Genomic DNA, 19,924 nt, shown 5'->3' on the forward strand with positions numbered 1-19,924 from the left:
ACGATAGGCCGAACGCCGCAACGCCAACCATCGGCCGAACGGGTCCGAACTAGTCCACGAACAGAGCATCGGACAGCTGCGAACGGCCGGAGACGCCCAGCTTGCGGTAGATGCCGGACAGCACCCCCTCGACGGAGTCCGCGGGCATGAGCAGCGTGGATGCGATCTCCCCGTCGGAACGGCCGCGTGCCGCCAGTTCCGCCACCCGGTGCTCCGTCGGGGTGAGCGCGGTCGGCCCGGTCTGGCGCATCCGCCGAGGTCCGGCGCTCGTCGCCACCAGTTCGGAGTACGCGCGGGCGGCCATCGCGGTGGAGCCGCACTTCTGGGCCAAGTCCAACGCGTCGCGCAGGCAGGTGCGCGCGCCGGAGGTCTCGCCCTGCCGTCGCAGCACCACGCCGAGGTCCACCAACGCACGCGCCAGCTCCAGGCGGGCGGGGGAGCCGCGCAGCACCCGCACGGCCTCTTCGAGCAGGCTGCGTCCGGCGGCACCCGCGGTCACCCGGCCGGCCGCGCGCAACGCCATACCCAGCGCCCTGGGAGCGCCCCAGGCCCGGGCCAGGTCGACCTCCTCCCGGGCGAGCTCGCGGGCCCGTTCACCGTCGCCCATCGCGGCGCACGCGACGGCGGCGCCCGAACGCCACGCCAGCGCCGCCGGGTTGCGGTACGGCCAGGCGGCGCAGTGCCGTTCGGCGGCCAGGAAGGCTTCCAGGGCCTCGTGGTCGTCACCCCGGGCGGTCAGCATGCGGCCGCGCACGGTCAGCACGCCGCCGAACGACCAGGTGCGCCGCGCCTCGTCCGTCGTGGCCTCCGCGATCACCTCGGCGGCCTCGTCCAGGCGGCCCTCCTCCAGCAGGATGTCGGCCAGCAGCGCGGCGTGCCAGGTCGTCACCGCGTGCCAGCGCCGGTCCTGGCGCAGGTGGCCGGCCGCCACGGCGAGGTCGGCGCGGGCGGAGACGAGATCTCCCATGCGGCGCTGGACGTTCGCGCGCATCACGTTCGTCAGCGCGCGCAACGCCGGTGCCTGCGCGCGGTCGACCTCGTCCAGCACGGCCAGCGCTTCGTCCAGGGAGTCGGCGAGGTTCAGCGTCATCGCGGACGTGAGCGCGGACAGCACGTCCGAGGTCGACACGAGCGCGACCGCCTGCGCCGCGCCGATGTCCCCGACCATGACGTGGTGCAGCACGCCCGCCGGGGTGTCGAGCGGCACCGACGACGGCACGGCCTCCCGCCACACCAGTCCGTGCACGACCAGGTGCGCCGCGGCCCAGGGGGAACCGCCCGACAGCACCGGGAGGATCTCGGCCGGGGTGCCGTCGGCGTGCAGGGCGTAGGACAGGGCCACCGCCGAGTCCGCGTCGTCCACATCGGACTGGAAGGCCTCGCGCAGCCGGGCCGTGGCACCGGGCAGGTTGCCGACCAGCTCGGCGATCCCCAGCAGCCGCAGCGCCCGGGACGGGTTCGCGACCGGTTCGCGCAACGCCCGCCACAGCAGTCGTGCGGCACCGGCGGTGTCGCCCCAGGTCACCGCCTCCTGCGCGGTCCGGTCGAGCACCTCGCCCGCCCACGGTTCCAGGCCCGGCGCGGTCTCCAGCAGGTGCTCGGCCACGGCGTGGTCCGCCGCCCCGTGCTCCCGCAGGCACCGCGCCGCCCGGAGGTGCAGCTCCGCCCGTGCGCCGGCGGGCATGTCGTCGAGGACGGCGGGCCCGGTCAGGCCGAGCAGCTCGGCGGTCCGGACGGCGCCGGCCAGCTCGACCGGGCTCAACCCCGCGAGCTCGGCCAGCACGCCGGGGTGCGGGGACGGGCCGAGCACGGCGAGGCACTGCGCCGCGGTCACGACCGAGGGCGGGCGGCGGCGCAACCGGGCAGCCACGATCTCGCCGGCCACCTCTGCGCCGCGCTGGACGACCCGCCACGTGGCCTCGGCGGCCGGCGGCACCTCGTCCTCCGCCAGCGCGGTGAGCAGGCGCGTCACCGCGAGCGGGTTGCCGCCGGTCGCGTCGAAGCAGGCCGTCACGAACTCGGGTGCCGCGGTTCCCAGGGCGTCCGAGACGAGACGGCCTGTCTCGTCCCGCGTCAGGCTGGTCAGCGTCACGCGCCGGCACGCGGCCATGATCTCGCCGTACGAGGGGTCGTCGCAGCGCTCGCCCAGCCCCACGGCCAGCACGACGGCGATCGGCAGCCGCCGCACCCTCAGCGTCAGGTAGGCGAGCCACCGCAGCGAAGCCGCGTCCGCCCAGTGGGCGTCGTCCACGACGACCAGCAGATCCCCTTGCCCGGCGAGAGCGGCGGCCAGCCGGTAGACGCCGTGCAGCACCGGGAAGCCGGCGGAGCCGGCGGTGAGGCTCAGTGCGCCGATCGCCTCCGCGGGAACGAGATCCGGGTCGACCAGGTCGAAGAGCTGGGCCACGACCCCGAACGGCAGGTCGCCCTCCAGTGCGCTGCCCCGCGCCCGCACGACCCGTCCGCCGGCGGACTCCCAGCGGGCGGCGAGGTCGTCCAGCACCGCCGTCTTGCCCGTGCCGGGAGCGCCTTCCACGACGGTCGTCGTGCCCGGCGTCACCTGATCGCTGATTCCGGCACACCAGGCTTTCAGCCGGTTTTCCAAGATCTCTCCACAATCCGCCGCTGAAAGATCAGCGGAAATGATGCTAGGAGAAAGTGCGCCACTTGACCGGGTAAAGGTTCTTCCGCCGCACGGCGTCTCAACAGGAGGGCTGCACGTATGATCCCGCGGGCAACTACCCGAATGGGTAGCGGCAGCCGGGCGGCGGTGCGCGGCGGTCATCCCAACGGTCCAGAGGGGGCACTTCGGGGCTGGTCGGGGCGCCGGTCGCTGTGGTATTGCGACGCTTGTTCTCCGCCGCCGCGGAGCGAAAGGAAAAATGGTGTTCGGGAATCGTGACGGGGTGTTCCGCGGCCGTGAGGGAGAACGGGAGCTCCTGAACGGTGTGCTGGACGCGGGCACCGGCGTGGTGCTGGTCGACGGGGCCGCGGGCACCGGCAAGACGCGCCTGCTGGCCGAGGTCGCCGCCGTCGCCGCACGCCGCGGGTTCCACGTCGCGACGGCCCAGGACGAGCTCGACCAGCCGTTCCTCCTGGCACGCCTGGCGGAACGGGAACCGGACGGCCCGACGCTCGTGGTGCTCGACGACCTCCACCTGGCCGAGCCGGGCACCCTGGCCGCCCTGCGCGCGTTGCTGCCCGCCTCCGGCGACGTCAAGGTGGTGTGGCTGCTCGCGCGCCGCCGCGGTGAGGGCGCGGACCGCCTCTTCGCCGCCGCCGCGCAGCGCGGAGCGGTGCGGATCGACCTGCGGCCGTTGCCGGAGCAGGAGGTCGTGGAGCTCGTCACCGACCTCGCCGGCGGCGTGCCCGACCACGACCTGCGCGCCCTCGCGTCCACCGCCGGGGGCAACCCCGCCGCGCTGATCGGTCTCTTCGACGCGCTGGAGCGCGACGGCCAGCTGGAGCTCGACGCGGGCAACGCCTCCCTGCGCACCGACCGCCTGCCGCGGCGCACCGAGGCGTTGCTGGGCGACCTCGTCGGATCGCTCAGCGGCACGGCGAGGCACCTGCTGCAGGTCGCCTCGGTGCTCGGCCAGCGCTTCGAACCCGGTGACGTGGCGGAGATGCTGGCGTCGAGCACCGCGACCCTGCTGCCCGCACTGGACGAGGTCGTCGGCGCGGGCGTCGTGATGTCGCTCGAGGACAGACTGGCGTTCCGGCACGAGATCCTCTGGCGGCTCGTCGCCGACTCCGTGCCGCCGCCCGTGCGCCGCGCGCTGCACCGCGAGGCGGGCGAGATGCTGCTGGCGCGCGGGGACTCCGCCGTCGTCGCGGCGAAGCACCTGCTGCACGGCGCGCAGCGCGGTGACGTGCGGTCGATCGACGGACTGGTCTCGGCGGCGAAAGCCCTGCTGTGGAACGCACCGGAGGCCGCGGCGGAGCTCGCCGTGCGGGCGCTGGAACTCACCGACCAAGCGTCTGCTTCGCTGCTGCACCGCACGGTGATCGCGGTGCGCGCGCTGACCGCGGCCGGGAAGCTCGCGGCGGCGCAGGCGCTCGCGCAGGAGGCGTTGTCGCACCAGGTCGCCCCAGACGCCGCGGCCAAGCTGCGGCACTGCGTCGCGACGACGACGCTGCTGACCGCGCGGCACGCCGAGTCCGTGGAGATCTCCGAGGCGTTGCTGCGGGAGCCCGACCTGCGCCCGGAACTCGTGGGATGGGTGGAGATCACCAGGATGATGGCGCTGCTCGGCCACGACCGGCGCCGGGCGGAGGAGCTCGCCGAGTCCGTCGTGCGCACCCACCAGGGCTCACCGGACGACGTGCTGGCCACGGCTCTCGCGGTGCTGGCGGCGATCGCGCGCGACGCGGGACAGCCCGGCGCCGCACTGGAACTGGCCCGCGAGGCCGCGCGGTCCGGTACGTCCCACGACCTGAGCGCCTACCCGCAGCTGCTGCTCGCGACCCTGCTCTCGGGGCTGCGCGAGTTCGCCGAAGCCGACGGCGTGGTGCGGCGGGTGCGCAGCGGACCGTCCGCCGTGGTCACCAGGCAGACCATGACCTCGGTCGTGCAGGCGCGGATCCTGTTGCAGGCAGGGCGGATCGAGGAGGCGTCGATCGAGGCGCGCGCCGCGCTGGCCGTGGCGGAGGAGACCGGTCACGAGACGCTCGTGGCGCCCGCGCTGGCCGTGCTCGCGATGGTCGCCGTCCACACCGGCGACCTGCCGGCCGCGGTCGAGCACGTCGAGCGCTACCGCGGGCGGGCCGCGGTCGACGGGCTCGTGTTCTCCCGCGCCTACTACCAGTGGGCCGACGTGCTGGTCACCTACGTCGGATCCGGGCTGGACGAGGCGATGGCGCTGCTCACCGGGGAGTACCCGGGGCTCGTGGCGTCGGGGCTGTTCGCGGAGGAACCCCGTGCGGCCGGGTGGTTCGTGCGCCGTGCCCTGGAAGCGGGGGACGAGCGGCTCGCGCGGGCCGTGGTGGACCGGGTGGAACGCCTCGCCGGGGACCACCCGGCGGTCGCGGCGGCCGCGCTGCACGCGCGCGGCCTGGTCGACGGCGACGCGGAGCTGCTGGAGCTGGCCTCGCAGCAGCACCGCGACCTGTGGGCGCGGGCAAACGCGGCCGAAGACCTCGGCGTGCTGCTCGCTGGCGGGCCCGAGGACCGCGCGGAGTCGGTGAAGGCGCTGGAGAACGCGCTCGGGCTGTACCGGGAGATCGGCGCGTCCCGCGACAGCGCCCGCGTGCTGGGACGGTTGCGCAAGCTCGGCCGGCGTCGCAGGGCGGCACCGGCACGGCCCGCGTCCGGGTGGTCCGGCCTGGACGACACCGAACGGGCGATCGCGAACCTGGTGGCGAAGGGTCAGACGAACCGGCAGATCTCCACGCAGCTGTTCATGTCACCGCACACGGTGAACTTCCACCTGCGCAAGATCTTCCGCAAGCTCGGGATCAGCTCTCGCGTCGAGCTGGTGATGAGGTCGAGGGACCAGTAGGGGTCGTGGCCCGCTTGGCCTGCCGGCGCAGCTGCAGGATCCGGGCCGCTCCGACCACCGCGACCAGCACCGCGCCACCGATCGCGCCGAACAGCAGCGCCACCCCGAGGGGCAGGCTGAACTGGCCCCACAGGAAGTGGATCGTCGTGTTCCCGCCGTTCTGCAGGATGAACACCAGCAGGAAGATCAGCACGACGATCGCGATCAGCACGGCGATCCAGGTGCCGCTGGTCCGGGTCGGCCGCGGCTTCTTCGCCGCGGCCGCCGGGGCGGGAGCAGGAGCGGGATCGAGGGCGGACGGCGGTGCGGCCGGGATCGGTTCCGTGACCGGCGTCTTCGGGGTCTCGTCGCTGGAGGTCGCCACGGGAGAATTATCGGCGACCCCGCCTGACGGCGCGCGTTGGCGAACGGGTGGCCTACAACCTCCGCAGGCCGGACAGCACGCGTTCGAGCAACGCCATGTTCGGCTTGTCGCCCGGCTCGTGCACGGCGACCAGGTTCAGCGTGATCAGGTCGCTCAGCAGCACCCTCGTGACGCCCAGCGGGATCTTCATCAGCGCCGAGATCTCGGCGACCGACCGGGGCTGCAGGCACAGCCGCATCATCGCCGCCTGGTCGTTCGTCGCCCGGTGCAGCCGCTCCTCGTCGGTCGAGAGCAGCGTCTCCAGGCGCAGGTCGTGGCGGGCCGCCGTCCGGCCGCCGGTGCGGGCGTAGGGGCGGATGAGCGAGCTGTCCCGCGCGGGGACGTGGGGTTCTTCTTCCTGCATCGGCCACTCCGGCGGCGGTTCCGGTGGGCGTTGGCGCAACGGTTGCTGAAGGGGCAGTTGTTGCGTCTCGGCGCCGTTGAAGTTTCCACTGCTTTCGTCCGCGCGCAGCCGTCTGCGGGTCGCGGGAGACCCGAATCGGGCTCCCGTGTAACCGATTTCCGTCGCTCCCTCGTCGTGCACGTGCCCAAGCTATAACGAAGTCGCCCAAATGTATGTCGATCACGTTGTCTTTTTGTCACCCAGATCGAATCTGACCTGGATTGCGGTGCCCGACGGCGTCGTTTGGGTGCGCACGAGGTCCGCCAAACGGTTGACAAGCAACAGACCGCGACCGCCTGGTTCGTTTGCGTGAACAGGAGTGCGTCCGGCCAGAACATCGGTGATGTGACCGTTGTCGTTGACTTGGCAAACAATACTCCTGCTTTCCGCCCACACGCGGACCGTGCTCTCGCCCCCGCCGTGCCGGACGCTGTTCGTCGCGAGCTCGGTGACCGCGAGCGCGAAGTCGTCGAGGCGCTCCGGTGCCAGACCGAGCTGCACTGCCTGCTCGCGCGCGAACGCCCGGACCGCCGCCATCGCCCCCGCCTCGGCCGAGGTGCTCACCGCGTCCGCCGGGATCTGCAGCGGCAGCGAGTGCGCCGCGACGACCACCCGTGCCGGGTGGAAGTGGTCGCTGGGGCGGTGGCCGCCCGCGTCGATCACGACCGGGTGCGTCTTCTCGGCGTCGGCCAGCACGTCGTGGCTGAGCGCCGAGGTGTCGTACGGGCACAGGATGCTGAGGTCGCGGCCGCTGAACGCGTAGTTGACGAGCGCCTCGTGCAGCGCGCAGGCCGGGTACTCGACCTCGGTGCGCAGGTCCCACACGGGTTCGCTGATGATCCGGACGGCTCCGCGGTGCCGGTCGGCGAACGAGCGGAGGTCCGGGATGATCCGGCCGGGGTTGCGGCCCGTCTCGGCCAGGTCGATGAACGTGACGAGGTGGGCGAACCCGCTCAGCGCCTCCCTGAGCAGCTGGAGTTTCCTGCTGGGGACCGCCACCGCGACGGGCTCGGCGCCGACGAGACCTTCCACGACGAACGGCACGGTCCCGTCGATGTAGGAATCCTCGTCGGAGTAGAACAGCGCCGGATGTGCGAACGTCATGTGCCACCTCTCGTCAACATCCCAGGATGCGCTCCCCGGGCGTTGTTCAAACCCATCACTTCTTGACCCTCACACCGTGTCAGCCCCTACACAGGAGCAGTCATGTTCACCATCGGAGACTTCGCCCACCTGGGGCGCGTGTCGGTGCGGATGCTGCGCCACTACGACGCGGTCGGGTTGCTGCCGCCGGCGCACGTCGACCCGTCCAGCGGCTACCGCTTCTACACCGCCGCCCAGCTGCAACGGCTCAACCGCCTGGTCGCGCTGAAGGACCTCGGACTCACGCTCGACCAGGTCCGCGTGGTGCTCGACGACGAGCTGTCCGTCGAGCAGCTGCACGGCATGTTGTCGTTGCGGCGTGCCGAGCTCAGGCAGCAGATCATCGCCGACGAGTCCCGGCTGCGCCGGGTCGAGGCACGTCTCCGCGCCATCGAGAGGGAAGGCGCCATGCCGACCGACGACATCGTTGTGAAACCCGTCCCCGCCGTCCGCGTCGCCCGGCTGACGGCGACCGCCGCGTCCTACGGGCCCGAGGACGTCGGCCCGGTGATCCAGCCGCTGTACCCGCAGCTCTTCGCACGGCTGGAGCGTGCCGGCGTCGAGTCGTCGGGCTGCGGGATCGCGACCTACGAACCCGCCGGGGGCGACGAGGTCGTCGTGCACGCCGGAGTCGAGGTGGCCGTCGAACCCTCGCCGGGCCACGACTTCGAGGTCGTGGACCTGCCGGCGCTGGCCGGGGCGGCGACCATCGTGCACCGGGGGACGATGGACGACGTCGACACGTCGTACCAGGCCGTCGCGGCGTGGATCGAGGCGCACGGGTACAGGCAGAACGGGTTCGCCCGCGAGGTGTACCTGAACTACGGCGTGGGCGACCCGTCGGACTGGGTGACCGAGCTGCAGCTGGAGATCACCAAGCCGTGAGGGCGATGACGGCGGCCAGCCCGAGCAGGCCGACCGGCAGCGAGGCGACGACGGCGAGCCCGCCCACCAGGAGCGGGCCGCCCGCGTCACCGAGCTCGCGGCCGACCTCGGCGCTGCCCATCGTCTGACCCGTCCGTTCCTCCGGAGTGGACCGGGCGAGCGCCGCGAACGCCAGTGGTGCCACGGCTCCCGAGCCCGCTCCGACGAGGACGGCCGCGACGAGCGCGCCGGCGAGCCCCGGGACCACCGCCGCGACGAACCCCGCCGCGGCCAGGAGGCCCGCTCGCGTGCCCGCGCGCGTCGAGACGCGGCCCGCGTTCAGGGCCTTGCCGATCCTCGGCTGCACCAGCGCCGCGGTGGACGCGGCGAGAGCCGCGGTGGGCCTCAGGAAGTCGCTGCGGGACAGGCGCTTCACGAGGCCGCGGACGGTTTGCCGTTGGCGTGGAAGGGGTTCGAGCTCCGGAACCGCGAGGCACCCGGCGACGACGGCGGCGAGCGCGGCCATCGTGAGGAACAACAGGTCGAAGTCGCCGAGGTGGATCAGCACGCCGCCCAGGAGCGGGCTGGCGGCGGGGGATAGCGCCGCCGCGGCCACGCCCTGGCCGAAGCGGGCCACGGCGACGTTGCCGACGAGCACGAACGCGCTGGACGCCACCGCGAACGCGAGCAGCCCGCCGGCAGCAGGCCGAGTGCGAGCAGGTTCTTCTGCAGGAAACCCAGCCCGGAGGCGACGCTGTGGGCGCCGAACGTGGTGACGAACCCGCCGCGCACAGCGGCAGGACGGTTCTCACACGTCGTCCCGGTGGATGCGGCGGTGCAGCGACTCCATCCGGTCGTCGAGCTGCGCCGCGATCATCGCCGTCGACATCAGCTCGCCCACGAAGTCCGCCGGCGGGTTGTCGTCGTACTTGTAGAACAGCTTGTGCTCGAGCGTGGCCCAGAAGTCCATCGCGATGGTGCGCAGCTGCACCTCGACCTTCACGTGCTCGACGCGGTTCGACAGGAACACCGGAATTCGCACGATCAGGTGAAGACTGCGGTAGCCGTTCGGCTTCGGCGAGGCGATGTAGTCCTTGGTGCGCAGGATCTCCACGTCGTGCTGCCGCGCCAGCATCTCCTTGACCCGGTAGACGTCCGAGACGAACGGGCAGATCACCCGCACGCCCGCGATGTCGTCGAGCCAGTCGCCGATCGAGTCGAGGTCGAGCGGGAAGCCCTTGCGCCGCAGCTTCTCCAGGATGCCCTCGGGCTTCTTCACCCGGTTGGTGATGTGCTCGATCGGGTCGTGCCGGTGGACCGAGTCGAACTCCTCGCTGAGGATGCGGAGCTTCGTCATCAGCTCCTCGATCGCGAACTTGTGGACGAGCAGCCGCCGCTCGAGGTCGCGCAGCAGGCTCAGGTCGTCGGCCAAGTCGGTCACGACACCAGGGTACTGATCACGCGCGCCACGGCTCGGAGGCGGTCACGCGCGGCGGCACCGCGCTCAGAACTGGGCGACGGCCTCCGGCGCGTAGCCGTAGAAACCGGGAAGGCCACCCGTGTGCAGGAACACGACCGGCACGTCGCTCGCCGCCGCGATCTCCCGGAACTTCACCGCCGCCTTGCCGGTGTACACCGGGTCGAGGACCACGCCCTCGGTCTCGGCGAACAGCTTCAGCACGCTCCACATCTCCGGCGTCGGCACGCCGTAACCAGGCCCGATGGTGTCGTCGGTGACGGTGACGCCGGCGAGCCCGGGGGCGGGCTCGCCGAGCAGCGCGGCGGCTTCGGCGGCGAGGGCGCGCAGCTCCCGCCCGGCTTCCGCCGCGGGGTGCGAGACGCTCGCGGCGTGGACGGTGCCCGGCCAGCCGAGCAGTTCGGTGCCGAGCGCGAGGCCCGCGGCCGTGGCGCCGCTGCCGTCCGGCACGACGACGGTGGCGGTGCCGATGCCGAGCTCGGTGAGCTGGCCGACGAGCTCGGCGGCGGCGTTGACGTAGCCGAGGGTGCCCAGGCCGTTCGAGCCGCCGACGGGGAGTGTGACGGCCCTGTCGTGGTTGACGCGCTCGTAGGTCTTCACGGTCTCGTCGGCGTCGGCGCAGACGTGGACGTTCGCGCCGAACATGTGGTCCAGCACGACGTTGCCGGACTTCTCGTACGCGTCGCCCCTCATCGGCACCTTGGCCGTGAGCACGAGCTCGCACCGCAGGCCGAGCTTCGCGCACGCCGCCGCGGTCTGCCGGCCGTGGTTGGTCTGCAGCGCGCCGAACGTGATGATCGTGTCCGCGCCCTGCTCGACCGCCTGACCCAGCAGGAACTCGAGCTTGCGCAGCTTGTTGCCGCCCGCGCCGAGGCCGTTGACGTCGTCGCGCTTGATCAGGACCCTGGGCGCGCCGAGGGCGGCCGCGAGCCTGGGGGCCTCGTCGAGCGGGGTCGGCCAGCTGCCCAGGGCGACTCGGGGGAACGCGCTCAGGTCCATGCCGCGAGCCTAATCGCCTCGCCGGCGGGGCACGCCGGGGTCGAGCCACTCGACGGCGGCGACCCCCGGCATCAGACCTCCCGGCCGAACTCGGCGTACCGCGGGGCACCGCTCTGCAGCGCGGCGAGGGCGAGGGTGAGCCGCCGGTGCAGCGACGGGTGGATCCGCGGCCGGGCCTCGTCCAGCGCCAGGTACACCACGCCCTCCAGTTCCGGGTCGCACGCCACGGCGTCGTCCACGACACCGCCGTCGAACACGAACTGGTGGCAGTCGCGCCACACGCCGTTGCGGGGCGTCCAGTCGACGACCAGCAGCGGCCCCAGCGCAAGGGTGAGGCCGAGCTCCTCGCGGATCTCGCGCAGGGCCGCCGCTCTCGGCGACTCGTCGTCCTCGGTCGTGCCGCCGGGGATGTCCAGCACGGCCTTGTAGCCCGGCACGACGAACAGCACGCGTCCCCGCGAGTCGCGGATCAGGGCGCCACCGGCGGACGTCTTCGCGGCACGCCTCGACGCCACTCCCGGCTCGTGCTCGAGTTCGGCCGGACCCTCGTCGAGGACGTCGGCGGCGAAGGTCGCGGGGTCGCCCGCGTGCTGTGCTGGCACCCGCCGATGATCACACCACCGGGTGAATCGCGCACGGGGCGGTCCCCGGTCGGCTGAAGGGCGCAACGGCAGGGTCCGCAACCAAACGATCGGGGAGTACGCTTGGTGGTGTAACTCCGTGCGATCAATCGCCGATGTCCACGGCAACATCGGTGGAGGTGACGCCAATGGGGGCAACCGGTGCCGCCAAGCGCAGACGTGACGGTAGATCGGCCCCGTGGTCGGTGGTCGGGTTGACCGTCGTGTTCGTCGTGGTGGCCCAGGTCCAGTTCGCCATCGCGATCGCGGAGCGGGTCCTGTGGCCCGTCGTGCTCGGGGTGCTGCTGCTGGCCGCGGCGGTCGCGTTCGTGAAGACGGCGCGCAGGCTGCCCTGGGAGGACGACGACCGCTTCGAGGCGCCGCCCGAGGTGGCCCAGCCGCTTCCGGCGCACTACGAGAGCCACGTCGACGCGGACGGGAGCTTGGCCCGCGCGGTCGGCGAAGTCGTGCAGGCGTCACGGCGCTGGCGGGCCTGACACCCTCACAACAGCGGAGACCGGGCCCTGGGCGGTCCGGTCGTCCGGCTTCCTCCGGACGCCGGCGTGCCGTCTCCGTACCCGCTCCCGCGAATCTCCGTACCGTTCCACGGATGTCCGCACCCCCTTCCCGCGGCTGGAATGTCGAAGTCACATTTCAGATCCGAGGGGGATTCAGATGCGGAAGTTCACCGCTCTGCTCGGCACCGCGTTCGCCGCACCGACAATGGCGTCATGCCGACGTCTGCCGAGTGGCTCGCAGTGCGCGCCCACCTGCTGGAGCACCGCCACGCCCTCGCGGTGAAGGCCGCCGCCGAGTACCCGGACGTGCCCGGGGTCGCGGGCACGCCGCTGCTCACGTCGCCGGACTGGATGCCCGCCGAGCCGATCCCGCTCGACGGGCTCACGCTGGAGCTGCGACCGTCCCCGAGCTGCCGGTGCTGCCCGCGTCCGGGCTGCCCGACGGGTTCGGCAGCTACTCGGAGGCGATGGCCGCGCTCGCCGCGCCCGCGGTGTTCGCCGACCGCGAGACCTACCGGCTGCTCGGCTTCACCGGGCGGCACCTGACGTTCGGGCTCGGCAGCTACTTCGACGGCATCGACGTCGGCGAGGCCTGCGCGCACGAGTACGCGGGGCAGGTCCCCGGGCTGCCGTTGCGCGCGGCGGTGGGGAATCCGTGCGATCCGCGGCGACGACCGGTCAACGTCGCCATCAGCACGCTCACCCTGCGGCACGACCCGGCGTCCGGCGAGGCGGCGACGTTCTTCCTGCACTGGCGCGACCCGAAGCGCGTCGGGCACGCGGGCGGGATGTTCCAGGTGCTGCCGGTCGGCGTCTTCCAGGGCACGTCCGAGACCGACTTCTCGTTGTGGCACTGCATGGTCCGGGAGTTCGCCGAGGAGATGCTGGGCGCGGAGGAGATCCACTCGGTGGACTACGGCACCTGGCCGTTCGCCCGGGAGCTGACGGCGGCGGCACGGGTGTTCTACCTCGGCACGGGAGTGGACCCGCTGACGTTCGCGACCGACCTGCTCACCGTCGCGGTGATCGAGGCTTCCCGGTTCGACGAGCTGTTCGGGGACCTGGTGCCGCACAACGAAGAGGGACAGGTGTTGCGCGGGCTCCCGTTCACCGCCGCGAACGTCGAGCGCTTCGTGCACCACGAACCGACGCAGGCCGCCGGTGCCGCGCTGCTGTCGCTGGCGTGGCGGCACCGCGAGGAGCTGTTCAGCTCCTGAACGGGTTCGGCAGGTGCGCCCAGGCCGTCGTGCCGGGGTCGATCCGCATCAGCGTGAGGGGCTTGGCGGGCAACGGGTCGTGCAGCAACGCGTGCCGGTCCGGAGTGTCCGGCAGGACTTGGGCCACCACGTCCCAGAGCTCGGCGTCCGGAGCGTCGAGGGTGCCGATCAACCCGGTCAGCGCCGTGGCGAAGAACGTGGCGAACGTCTTGGCGCGCAACGCCTCCGGACTCGCGTGCAGCCGCGTGGGCAGCCCGGCGCGCGGGCTGACGCGGATGTCGGCCAGGTCGCGGTAGACCACCCGGTGCGGCCTGCCGTTCACGAGGCCGATCAGCAGGTTCTGCTCGTGCGCCTCCAACGCGACACCGCGCGCCAGCAACGTCATCAGCGGCGGCACGGTCAGCTCGGCGAACTCCCTGAACCACCCGACCGGGTCGGGGATCCGCCAGGCGCCCAGCGCGGCCAGGGGCAGGAGGTTCTCGCCGTCGTGCGGGACGGGCCTGTCGCGCAGGACCACCCCGAGCCGGCGATCCGGCTCGCCGTCGGTCAGCACGGCCGCCGACGCCCGGTTGTGCTGCAGCTCGATGCCCTCGACGACCGAGCCGAGGAAGTCGGAGACCGTCGTCGCGGTCGCGATCGAGCCGCCGGAGATGTCCCGCACGGCCGAGGTGATCTGGGCGCTCAGCGTCGTCTTGACGTGCCAGGCACCGGCCGACAGCGTGCGCAACGCCATGAGCGGGCTCGCGTCCAGGGTGCCCGCGCTGCGCACGCCGAGCCGGTCCGCCTGCCAGGGGTGCACGGGCAGCAGGATCCGCTCGCCGTCGCGCAGCTCGTCGGGCCAGTCGCCGAACACCACGTGGTTCGCCGCCGGGTGCAGCCGGAGCCGGACGACCGGGCGGTGCTCGGGGCCGTACGCGAGGTGGTCGAGGGCGGTGAAACCGGTGCGGTTGCGGCAGCACGGGTGCAACGGGTGGCCGTCGACGACGCTCTGCTCGTGCTCCTCCAGCGACCTGTCCGCGAACGGGGTCGTGAGCGGGCTCGTCGTGCGCGACAGGGCCAGTCCCGCCACGCTGTGGGCGACCTCCGTGACGAGGCTCTCAGAGCCCGGCCAGCGCAGCGCGGTGAGGAGGTCGACGGGGTGCTCGTACGCGGACGGATCGACGCTGACCTGCGGCAACGGCTCGACGGCCAGGGCTCGGCGCAGGCGCGCGAGTACGGCCGCACGGGCGCCGGGCAACGCCGCGGTGAACCTTTCGGCGCGGCTTTCACCCAGAGCGGCGAGGAACTCGGACTCGACCGGTGTGTGCGTCAGAATGATCTGATCCTGACACATCGCCCGAGGGAAGCGGACACCGGTGGAAGCGATCACTGATCCCGACGGCGTCACGTCGACGGCGCTGCTCAACTGCCTGCGCCGCGAGGTCGGGGAACGGGGTCCGGACGGCACGCTGCGGCTGCCCCGCACCGGCGTCGTGCTGCGGGCGCGGGAGGGGCGCTGGCTGTCGGACCCCGAGGTGTTCACCGGATCGTGGCAGCCGCTGCCGTGGCACGAGCTCGCCGTGCTCGTCGCCGAGGAGCTCGGAGACCCTCCGGTCGGCTTCTTCGACGAGATCGCGGCGTCGCGGTCGGCCGTCGCCGCCATCCTCGACGCCCGCCCCGCCGCCCCGCCCGCCGACCTCTACCGGCGCTCCGAACAGGCGCTGGTCGCGGGCCACCGCTACCACCCCGCGCCGAAGGGCCGCGGCGGCCTGCCCCCGTCGCAGTGGCTGCCGTACTCGCCGGAGGTGCACGCCACCTTCTCCCTGGCACGCCTGGAGGGCGAGTTCGTCGACGACGGCGAGGTGCCGCTGCCCGCCGGTGTCCTGCCCGCGCACCCGTGGCAGCTGGCGTTGCTGGGCAGGGAGGGCAACGCCGCGGGCCACGAGGTGTGGCCGACGTCGTCGGTGCGCACGGTCTACGACCCGGCGGCCGACCTGTTCCACAAGTTCAGCCTGGACGTGCGGATCACCAACGACGTGCGGCGGCTGTGGGCGCACGACCTGCGCTGGATCCCGCCGCTCGCGGCGCTCCTCAAGCCGGTGTTCGACGACATCGCCTCGGTGTTCCCGGGAACGGCCTTCCTTCTCGACCGCGGCTACCGGACGTCGCCGGAGGAGTTCGAGGGTCTGGCCGTCGTGGTGCGCGACGGCCTGCGCCGGCACCTGCTGCCCGGCGCCACCCCGTTGCTGGCGGCCGGGATCAGCGAGGGCTTCGAGGGCAACCCGCTGGACGGCCTGGACGCCGGGGCGGCGCTGCACTGGTTCCGCCGGTACGTGTCGGTCGTCGTTCCCCCGGTGCTGCACGCGTTCTTCGCGCACGGCGTCGTGATGGAGTGCCACCTGCAGAACGTCCTGGTGGGCGTCGACGCCTCGGGCGTGCCGGTGCAGGCGATCCACCGCGATCCCGAGGGCATGCGCCTGCTGCCGCGGCACGCCGCGCTGCTGTCCTCGATGGACGGTCCCGGTTCCGCGCGCGGCGTCACCGAGGCGAAGGGCTGGGAGCGGCTGCAGTACTGCCTGGTCGTCAACCACCTCGTCGAGATCGCCGGCGCGGTGCTGGACCGGCACCCGGGACTGGACGTGTGGGCCGAGGCGCGCGCCGTGTTCGTCGCCTACGCGCGGGAGCACGGAGCCGAGCAGGTCTTGTCGTTGCTGGAGAACCGGTTCGTGCCCGCCAAGGCGAACCTGCTGCTGCGCTGGACGCGCGCGGAGGGGGCGGCGAGCCGGTACGTCGACTGCCCGAACCCGCTGCACAGGGGCTGACCACAGGCGCGGCGACGGCGACACCTCGGCGTCCTCCGGCAGCACGGGCGGTCAGCCCGGGTGGACGTGGTGGGCGCTCTCCCACAGCACGCGGTGCCGAGCTCGTTCTGCCTCGGCGGCTGTGCGCGTGGCGGGGGACACGCGGTCGTCCCAGTCGTCCAGCACGCCGGCGATCTCCGTCACGAACGTCGTCCACAGTGGCCGGTCGGAGCGCGGCCGGTCCGTTCAGCCGGAGCTCGGGCGCGAGCGCGCGGCCACCCAGTCCTCGATGCCGTCGAGGAACCGGTCCACGCCGAAGCCCAGCTCGAACGGCAGCCCGTCCCCGTCCGGGCCCTGCTGATCGCCGGTTTCGGCGGCGTGCACCGCCGTCAGCGCCGGGTATTCCTCCTCGTCGAGGAACTCGGTGACGGCGTGCGTGAGACCGGCGTGCGGGAGTCCGTCCGCGCGTTTGCGCTCGCTGCTCGTGCTGAGGCTGATCTGCGCCGTGCCGCGCACGACGGCGGTGAGGTGCAGGGCCGCGCTCCTGGCCTCGCCGCCCACCAGTCCGGCCGCCAGCAGCGGGCGGAGCAGGCGGTCGAGCCACGCGAGCTGGTTGGGGCCCACAGGCGCGTGGTCGAGCGGGACGCGCAGCAGCCAGGGGCGGCTCCGGAGACCGGCCCACAGCGCGCCGGCCCAGAGCCGGACCGCCTGCCGGAAGTCCTCGGCGCCGGCGAGGTCGGGAGGCGGGCCCGCCGCGACGTCGGCGGCCACCTCCAGCAGCAGGTCCTTTCCGGGAACGTGGTTGTAGAGCGACATCGTGGAAAAGCCGAGTTCGGCGGCGACGCGCTGCATCGACAGCGCCTCCAGCCCGTCGGCGTCCGCGACCCGCACGGCGGCCTGCGCGATCTGCTCGACGCTGAGCTTGGGCCGGGGTCCCCGGCTGCCCCTGCGTCGTCCCGCCCACAGCAGCGCGAGGCTCCGTTGCAGGTCGGGGTCCTTCTCTTGCCGTGCCGTCATCCGCCATCCCGTTCGTCGGCCGGATGCCATCATAAAACTACGTACGTCATACGTTTCTATGTATGGTGTACGTAGTTTCTTCGCGACGAACGGACTCCCATGACCTCGACTGCCCCGCCCCGCCGGAAGACCTGGTGGCGCCGCCCCTGGATCGCGCCGCTGATGATGGTGGTCGCGGCGTTCCTGGCGTTCTCCGTGCCGCCCTACCTGGCCTTCGACCCGGCCCACTCGCGGCTGGAACCGCCGCCGGGCAACGACCTCTACTACCCGCTGCTGGTCGCGCACGTCCTCTGCGGCACCGTCGCCATGGCGACCGCCTGCTTCCAGGTCTGGCCGGCGTTCCGCGCACGCCACCGGACCGGGCACCGCATCACCGGCCGCGTCTACGTCTACGCCGGCGCGTTGCCGGCGGGCGTGCTCGGCCTCTACGTCGGCTGGCACACGACGGCGGGCCCGTCGGTGCTGGTGGCCAACCTCGTGGGGTCGGCGCTGTGGGTGGTGACCACGGCCACCGGGCTCTGGATGGCCCGCAGGCGCCGCTACGACGAGCACCGCAGGTGGATGTCGCGCAGCTTCGCGCTCGCCATGTCGATCGCGCTGAGCCGTGTCATCAACGTCCCGGCCTTGATCGTGCTCACGCCTCAGGTGGACACGGCGTTCGGCGGCAACGAGGTGTTGATGCGCAACACCGCGACGAGCATCGGCGTCTGGCTCAGCCCCCTGCTCCTGCTGCTGCTCACGGACTGGGTCCTGGAGCGCCGCAAGCCGGGTGCCCGCCGGGCGGCGCCCCGTGGTGCGGCGGCGGGGGTGCGCCTGGTGACCGGCTGACCTGCGTCACCGGGAGGCGTACGCCGGTGTAGGGCAAGCGGGATCTCGGCCGCCCGCCCTCCACCGTGGATGTCCACTCAGGACTGAATCGGCGTCGCAGCAGGCCGTCGACGACCACCTCGTAGAACTTGTGGGCGCTCCCGCCGGTCTCGGACAGCTCCAGGTACGTGGTGGCAGAACGCCTGAGAGTGATCAGGCGGCTACCGGATCGGGACGGAAACGGCGTTTCTCCTTGCGCTGAACGGGTACTCGGCGGTTCCCCGAACATCCGCGGCGTGTCGGCGCCCCGAGCAGGACGGTGAGACGTGGAAAAGGCGCCCTCGAAGGACGCGTGGAGTCCGACGGTAGGTGTGGAGGAGGAGTTCCTCCTGGTGGACCCGGAAACGGGTGCGCCGGCGAACCTGGCGGACGAGGTCGTCACCATCGCGCGCGAGAAGCTCGGTCTGGAGCTCGAGCACGAGCTGACCGGCGCGCAGGTGGAGATCAACACGTCGATCTGCCGCGACGTCGAGCAGGCCCGGCAGGAGCTCCTGGCCACCCGTCGCCTGGTCGCGCAGGCCGCTCGGATGGCCGGGTGCCGTGCCGTCGCCGTCGGGGCCCCTCCGCTCGGTGAGGCGACCGGCGAGGTCACGGACAGCCTGCGGTACCGGCGCATCGCCCGCGAGTTCGGCGCTCTGGCCGAGCAGCAGCTGATCTGCGGTTGTCACGTGCACGTCGCCGTCCCCGACCGGGAGACCGCGGTGCAGGTGTGCAACCACGTGCGTCCCTGGCTTCCCGTGCTGGCCGCCGTGACCGCGAACTCGCCGTTCTCCGGCGGCGAGGACACGGGTTTCGCGAGCTGGCGTTCGACGGTCTGGTCGCGCTGGCCGGTTTCCGGGCCACCACCGGTTTTCGAGTCGTGGCAGCACTACGAGGAGCTCTGCGACACCATGATCACGGCGGGCACGGCCCTGGACCGCGCGATGGTCTACTGGGACGTCCGCCCCGCCACCGAGCTGCCCACCGTCGAGGTCCGGGTCTCGGACGTCGCGGCGACCGTGGACGAAGCGGTGCTCCTGGCGGCCCTGGTGCGCGCTCTGGTCGCCCAAGCCGTCGTCGACGTCGGGCGCGGCGTCGAGGCGGAGCCGGTTCCCCAGGAGACGCTGCGCCAGGCGTGCTGGAGCGCGGCCAACGAAGGCCTGCGCGGCACCGTCCTCGACGTGCTGGCCGGCGAGCCGAGGCCCGTGCGGCAGCAGCTCGACGACCTGGTGCGGCGGCTGACCCCGATCTTCGAGGCGAACGGCGACCTGCCTGCCGTGCAACGAGGTCTGCACCTGCTGGACACGCAGGGCGGCGGCGCGGACCGCCAGCGCGCCGCGTTCCGCGGCGGTCGGGTCGAGTCGTTGCTGAGCCTGGTCGACGTCGACAACGCCGACCGCGCCGAGCGGCGGCAGAGCACCGCGAGCTGAGGCCCGGCGGCCTTCGCGGGCTGCCGGGTGCTCATCGGGTCACGGCGTGGCCGGCGCGTTGGTCAGCCCCTGACCGCGCCGGTCACCGTGTTCGACGCGCGCACGACGTTGGGCAGCGCCGAGCACTTCGACACCGAGGTGACGTGGATGGCGTACCGGCCCACGCCGCCGAGGTCCGAACGGTTGGCGCGCCAGGTGTTCCCGCACCCGTTCGGCAGGCCCACCGGTCGTCGAGTCAGGCTCCGGCGCCCGCGAGCCCGCGGCGGAACCACTCCGGCATCTGCTCCTCGGACCGCGGGAACCAGTCCTGCTCGGTCGCGAAGTCCTCCGCCGACGGCGCTTCGTCGAACTTCGGGGCCTCGTCGCGGTTGTAGGTGATGCTGTACCTGCCGGGCGGGTCGAGGACGTACTCGAAGCCGATCCACGAGCCGAGCCCTTCGGCGTACATGCCCTTGCGCAGCTGCTGGAACTTCCGCCACGCGTCCGGCGTGAACGACCAGCCGCGCACGGTGCCGTCGGGCATCTTCACGCCCGTGTCGGCCTCGCTGTGCATGCCGATCATCTTGACGCGCACCACCAGGCGCACCCAGCCGTGCGGCAGGGTGGGCAGGATCTCCTGCGTGATCTCCGCGAGCTTCTCCTGCTGCTCGGTCGGGCTGAGCGCCGGCCAGTTCGCCATGGTGTCGCTTCCTCCTAGATCGCGGTC

At 72.6% G+C, this 19,924-nt stretch carries 20 protein-coding genes; 7 read left to right on the forward strand and 13 right to left on the reverse strand.

Annotated elements, in window-relative coordinates:
* Nucleotides 1-49: 49 nt before the first annotated feature.
* On the reverse strand, nt 50-2,560 hold the full coding sequence (locus V1227_RS39270) for a helix-turn-helix transcriptional regulator (protein WP_329790138.1): 2,511 nt from the start codon (nt 2,558-2,560) through the stop codon (nt 50-52).
* Between the two features lie 325 nt (nt 2,561-2,885).
* Between V1227_RS39270 and V1227_RS39275 the strand changes: the two genes are divergently transcribed.
* Entirely contained in the window at nt 2,886-5,501 is a 2,616-nt protein-coding gene (locus V1227_RS39275; RefSeq protein WP_329790139.1) for a helix-turn-helix transcriptional regulator, read from the forward strand.
* Here V1227_RS39275 and V1227_RS39280 read toward each other — a convergent pair.
* From V1227_RS39280 to V1227_RS39290, 3 genes are all read right to left on the reverse strand, one after another.
* Nucleotides 5,458-5,865: a LapA family protein gene (locus V1227_RS39280; protein ID WP_329790140.1), complete on the reverse strand. Its 408-nt coding sequence runs from the start codon at nt 5,863-5,865 to the stop codon at nt 5,458-5,460. The two genes, V1227_RS39275 and V1227_RS39280, sit on opposite strands and share 44 nt — an antisense overlap.
* A gap of 52 nt (nt 5,866-5,917) precedes the next feature.
* Complete coding sequence (locus tag V1227_RS39285; RefSeq protein WP_090104702.1) at nt 5,918-6,268, reverse strand: DUF742 domain-containing protein; 351 nt, start codon at nt 6,266-6,268, stop codon at nt 5,918-5,920.
* A gap of 219 nt (nt 6,269-6,487) precedes the next feature.
* On the reverse strand, nt 6,488-7,411 hold the full coding sequence (locus tag V1227_RS39290) for a sensor histidine kinase (protein WP_329790141.1): 924 nt from the start codon (nt 7,409-7,411) through the stop codon (nt 6,488-6,490).
* 102 nt (nt 7,412-7,513) lie between these two features.
* Between V1227_RS39290 and V1227_RS39295 the strand changes: the two genes are divergently transcribed.
* On the forward strand, nt 7,514-8,335 hold the full coding sequence (locus V1227_RS39295) for a MerR family transcriptional regulator (protein ID WP_329790142.1): 822 nt from the start codon (nt 7,514-7,516) through the stop codon (nt 8,333-8,335).
* Here V1227_RS39295 and V1227_RS39300 read toward each other — a convergent pair.
* From V1227_RS39300 to V1227_RS39315, 4 genes are all read right to left on the reverse strand, one after another.
* On the reverse strand, nt 8,322-8,990 hold the full coding sequence (locus tag V1227_RS39300; RefSeq protein ID WP_329790143.1) for a hypothetical protein: 669 nt from the start codon (nt 8,988-8,990) through the stop codon (nt 8,322-8,324). The genes V1227_RS39295 and V1227_RS39300 overlap by 14 nt on opposite strands.
* 132 nt (nt 8,991-9,122) lie before the next feature.
* Nucleotides 9,123-9,755: a GTP pyrophosphokinase gene (locus tag V1227_RS39305; RefSeq protein ID WP_236217378.1), complete on the reverse strand. Its 633-nt coding sequence runs from the start codon at nt 9,753-9,755 to the stop codon at nt 9,123-9,125.
* 63 nt (nt 9,756-9,818) lie between these two features.
* Nucleotides 9,819-10,790: a D-cysteine desulfhydrase family protein gene (locus V1227_RS39310; protein ID WP_329790144.1), complete on the reverse strand. Its 972-nt coding sequence runs from the start codon at nt 10,788-10,790 to the stop codon at nt 9,819-9,821.
* Between the two features lie 71 nt (nt 10,791-10,861).
* On the reverse strand, nt 10,862-11,392 hold the full coding sequence (locus V1227_RS39315; protein ID WP_329790145.1) for an NUDIX hydrolase: 531 nt from the start codon (nt 11,390-11,392) through the stop codon (nt 10,862-10,864).
* A gap of 233 nt (nt 11,393-11,625) precedes the next feature.
* On the opposite strand from V1227_RS39315, the gene V1227_RS39320 reads away from it, so the two are divergent.
* A complete protein-coding gene (locus V1227_RS39320; RefSeq protein WP_236217375.1) occupies nt 11,626-11,907 on the forward strand; it encodes a hypothetical protein in 282 nt (93 codons plus the stop codon).
* Nucleotides 11,908-12,344: 437 nt separating this feature from the next.
* Nucleotides 12,345-13,145 carry a hypothetical protein gene (locus V1227_RS39325; protein ID WP_329790146.1) on the forward strand — a complete coding sequence of 267 codons (801 nt, stop codon included), beginning with the start codon at nt 12,345-12,347 and terminating at the stop codon, nt 13,143-13,145.
* On the opposite strand, the gene V1227_RS39330 is transcribed toward V1227_RS39325, so the two are convergent.
* A complete protein-coding gene (locus V1227_RS39330) occupies nt 13,135-14,478 on the reverse strand; it encodes an IucA/IucC family protein (RefSeq protein ID WP_329790147.1) in 1,344 nt (447 codons plus the stop codon). The two genes, V1227_RS39325 and V1227_RS39330, sit on opposite strands and share 11 nt — an antisense overlap.
* Before the next feature lie 22 nt (nt 14,479-14,500).
* Between V1227_RS39330 and V1227_RS39335 the strand changes: the two genes are divergently transcribed.
* A complete protein-coding gene (locus V1227_RS39335) occupies nt 14,501-15,946 on the forward strand; it encodes an IucA/IucC family C-terminal-domain containing protein (protein ID WP_329790148.1) in 1,446 nt (481 codons plus the stop codon).
* A gap of 51 nt (nt 15,947-15,997) precedes the next feature.
* On the opposite strand, the gene V1227_RS39340 is transcribed toward V1227_RS39335, so the two are convergent.
* A complete protein-coding gene (locus V1227_RS39340; protein ID WP_329790149.1) occupies nt 15,998-16,129 on the reverse strand; it encodes a hypothetical protein in 132 nt (43 codons plus the stop codon).
* Nucleotides 16,130-16,171: 42 nt separating this feature from the next.
* Nucleotides 16,172-16,942 (reverse strand): TetR/AcrR family transcriptional regulator, encoded by a 771-nt coding sequence (locus V1227_RS39345; RefSeq protein WP_329790150.1) that lies wholly within the window; start codon nt 16,940-16,942, stop codon nt 16,172-16,174.
* 99 nt (nt 16,943-17,041) lie between these two features.
* Between V1227_RS39345 and V1227_RS39350 the strand changes: the two genes are divergently transcribed.
* Nucleotides 17,042-17,770: a DUF2306 domain-containing protein gene (locus V1227_RS39350; protein ID WP_329790151.1), complete on the forward strand. Its 729-nt coding sequence runs from the start codon at nt 17,042-17,044 to the stop codon at nt 17,768-17,770.
* Between the two features lie 305 nt (nt 17,771-18,075).
* Nucleotides 18,076-19,218 (forward strand): carboxylate-amine ligase, encoded by a 1,143-nt coding sequence (locus tag V1227_RS39355; protein WP_329790152.1) that lies wholly within the window; start codon nt 18,076-18,078, stop codon nt 19,216-19,218.
* 62 nt (nt 19,219-19,280) lie between these two features.
* Here V1227_RS39355 and V1227_RS39360 read toward each other — a convergent pair whose 3' ends face one another.
* Nucleotides 19,281-19,442 (reverse strand): hypothetical protein, encoded by a 162-nt coding sequence (locus V1227_RS39360; protein WP_329790153.1) that lies wholly within the window; start codon nt 19,440-19,442, stop codon nt 19,281-19,283.
* 11 nt (nt 19,443-19,453) lie between these two features.
* Entirely contained in the window at nt 19,454-19,897 is a 444-nt protein-coding gene (locus V1227_RS39365) for a hypothetical protein (protein WP_329790154.1), read from the reverse strand.
* Nucleotides 19,898-19,924 lie beyond the last annotated feature (27 nt).

Origin of the sequence: Lentzea sp. DG1S-22, from assembly GCF_036321065.1 — a bacterium.
GTDB classification, from domain to species: Bacteria; Actinomycetota; Actinomycetes; order Mycobacteriales; family Pseudonocardiaceae; genus Lentzea; species Lentzea jiangxiensis.

Coding starts and splice junctions, on each gene's coding strand:
- V1227_RS39285 (WP_090104702.1), bottom strand. CDS start 6,268: ATGCAGGAAGAAGAACCCCACGTCCCCGCGCGGGACAGCTCGCTCATC.
- V1227_RS39295 (WP_329790142.1), top strand. CDS start 7,514: ATGTTCACCATCGGAGACTTCGCCCACCTGGGGCGCGTGTCGGTGCGG.
- V1227_RS39310 (WP_329790144.1), bottom strand. CDS start 10,790: ATGGACCTGAGCGCGTTCCCCCGAGTCGCCCTGGGCAGCTGGCCGACC.
- V1227_RS39365 (WP_329790154.1), bottom strand. CDS start 19,897: ATGGCGAACTGGCCGGCGCTCAGCCCGACCGAGCAGCAGGAGAAGCTC.
- V1227_RS39345 (WP_329790150.1), bottom strand. CDS start 16,942: ATGACGGCACGGCAAGAGAAGGACCCCGACCTGCAACGGAGCCTCGCG.
- V1227_RS39350 (WP_329790151.1), top strand. CDS start 17,042: ATGACCTCGACTGCCCCGCCCCGCCGGAAGACCTGGTGGCGCCGCCCC.
- V1227_RS39330 (WP_329790147.1), bottom strand. CDS start 14,478: ATGTGTCAGGATCAGATCATTCTGACGCACACACCGGTCGAGTCCGAG.
- V1227_RS39290 (WP_329790141.1), bottom strand. CDS start 7,411: ATGACGTTCGCACATCCGGCGCTGTTCTACTCCGACGAGGATTCCTAC.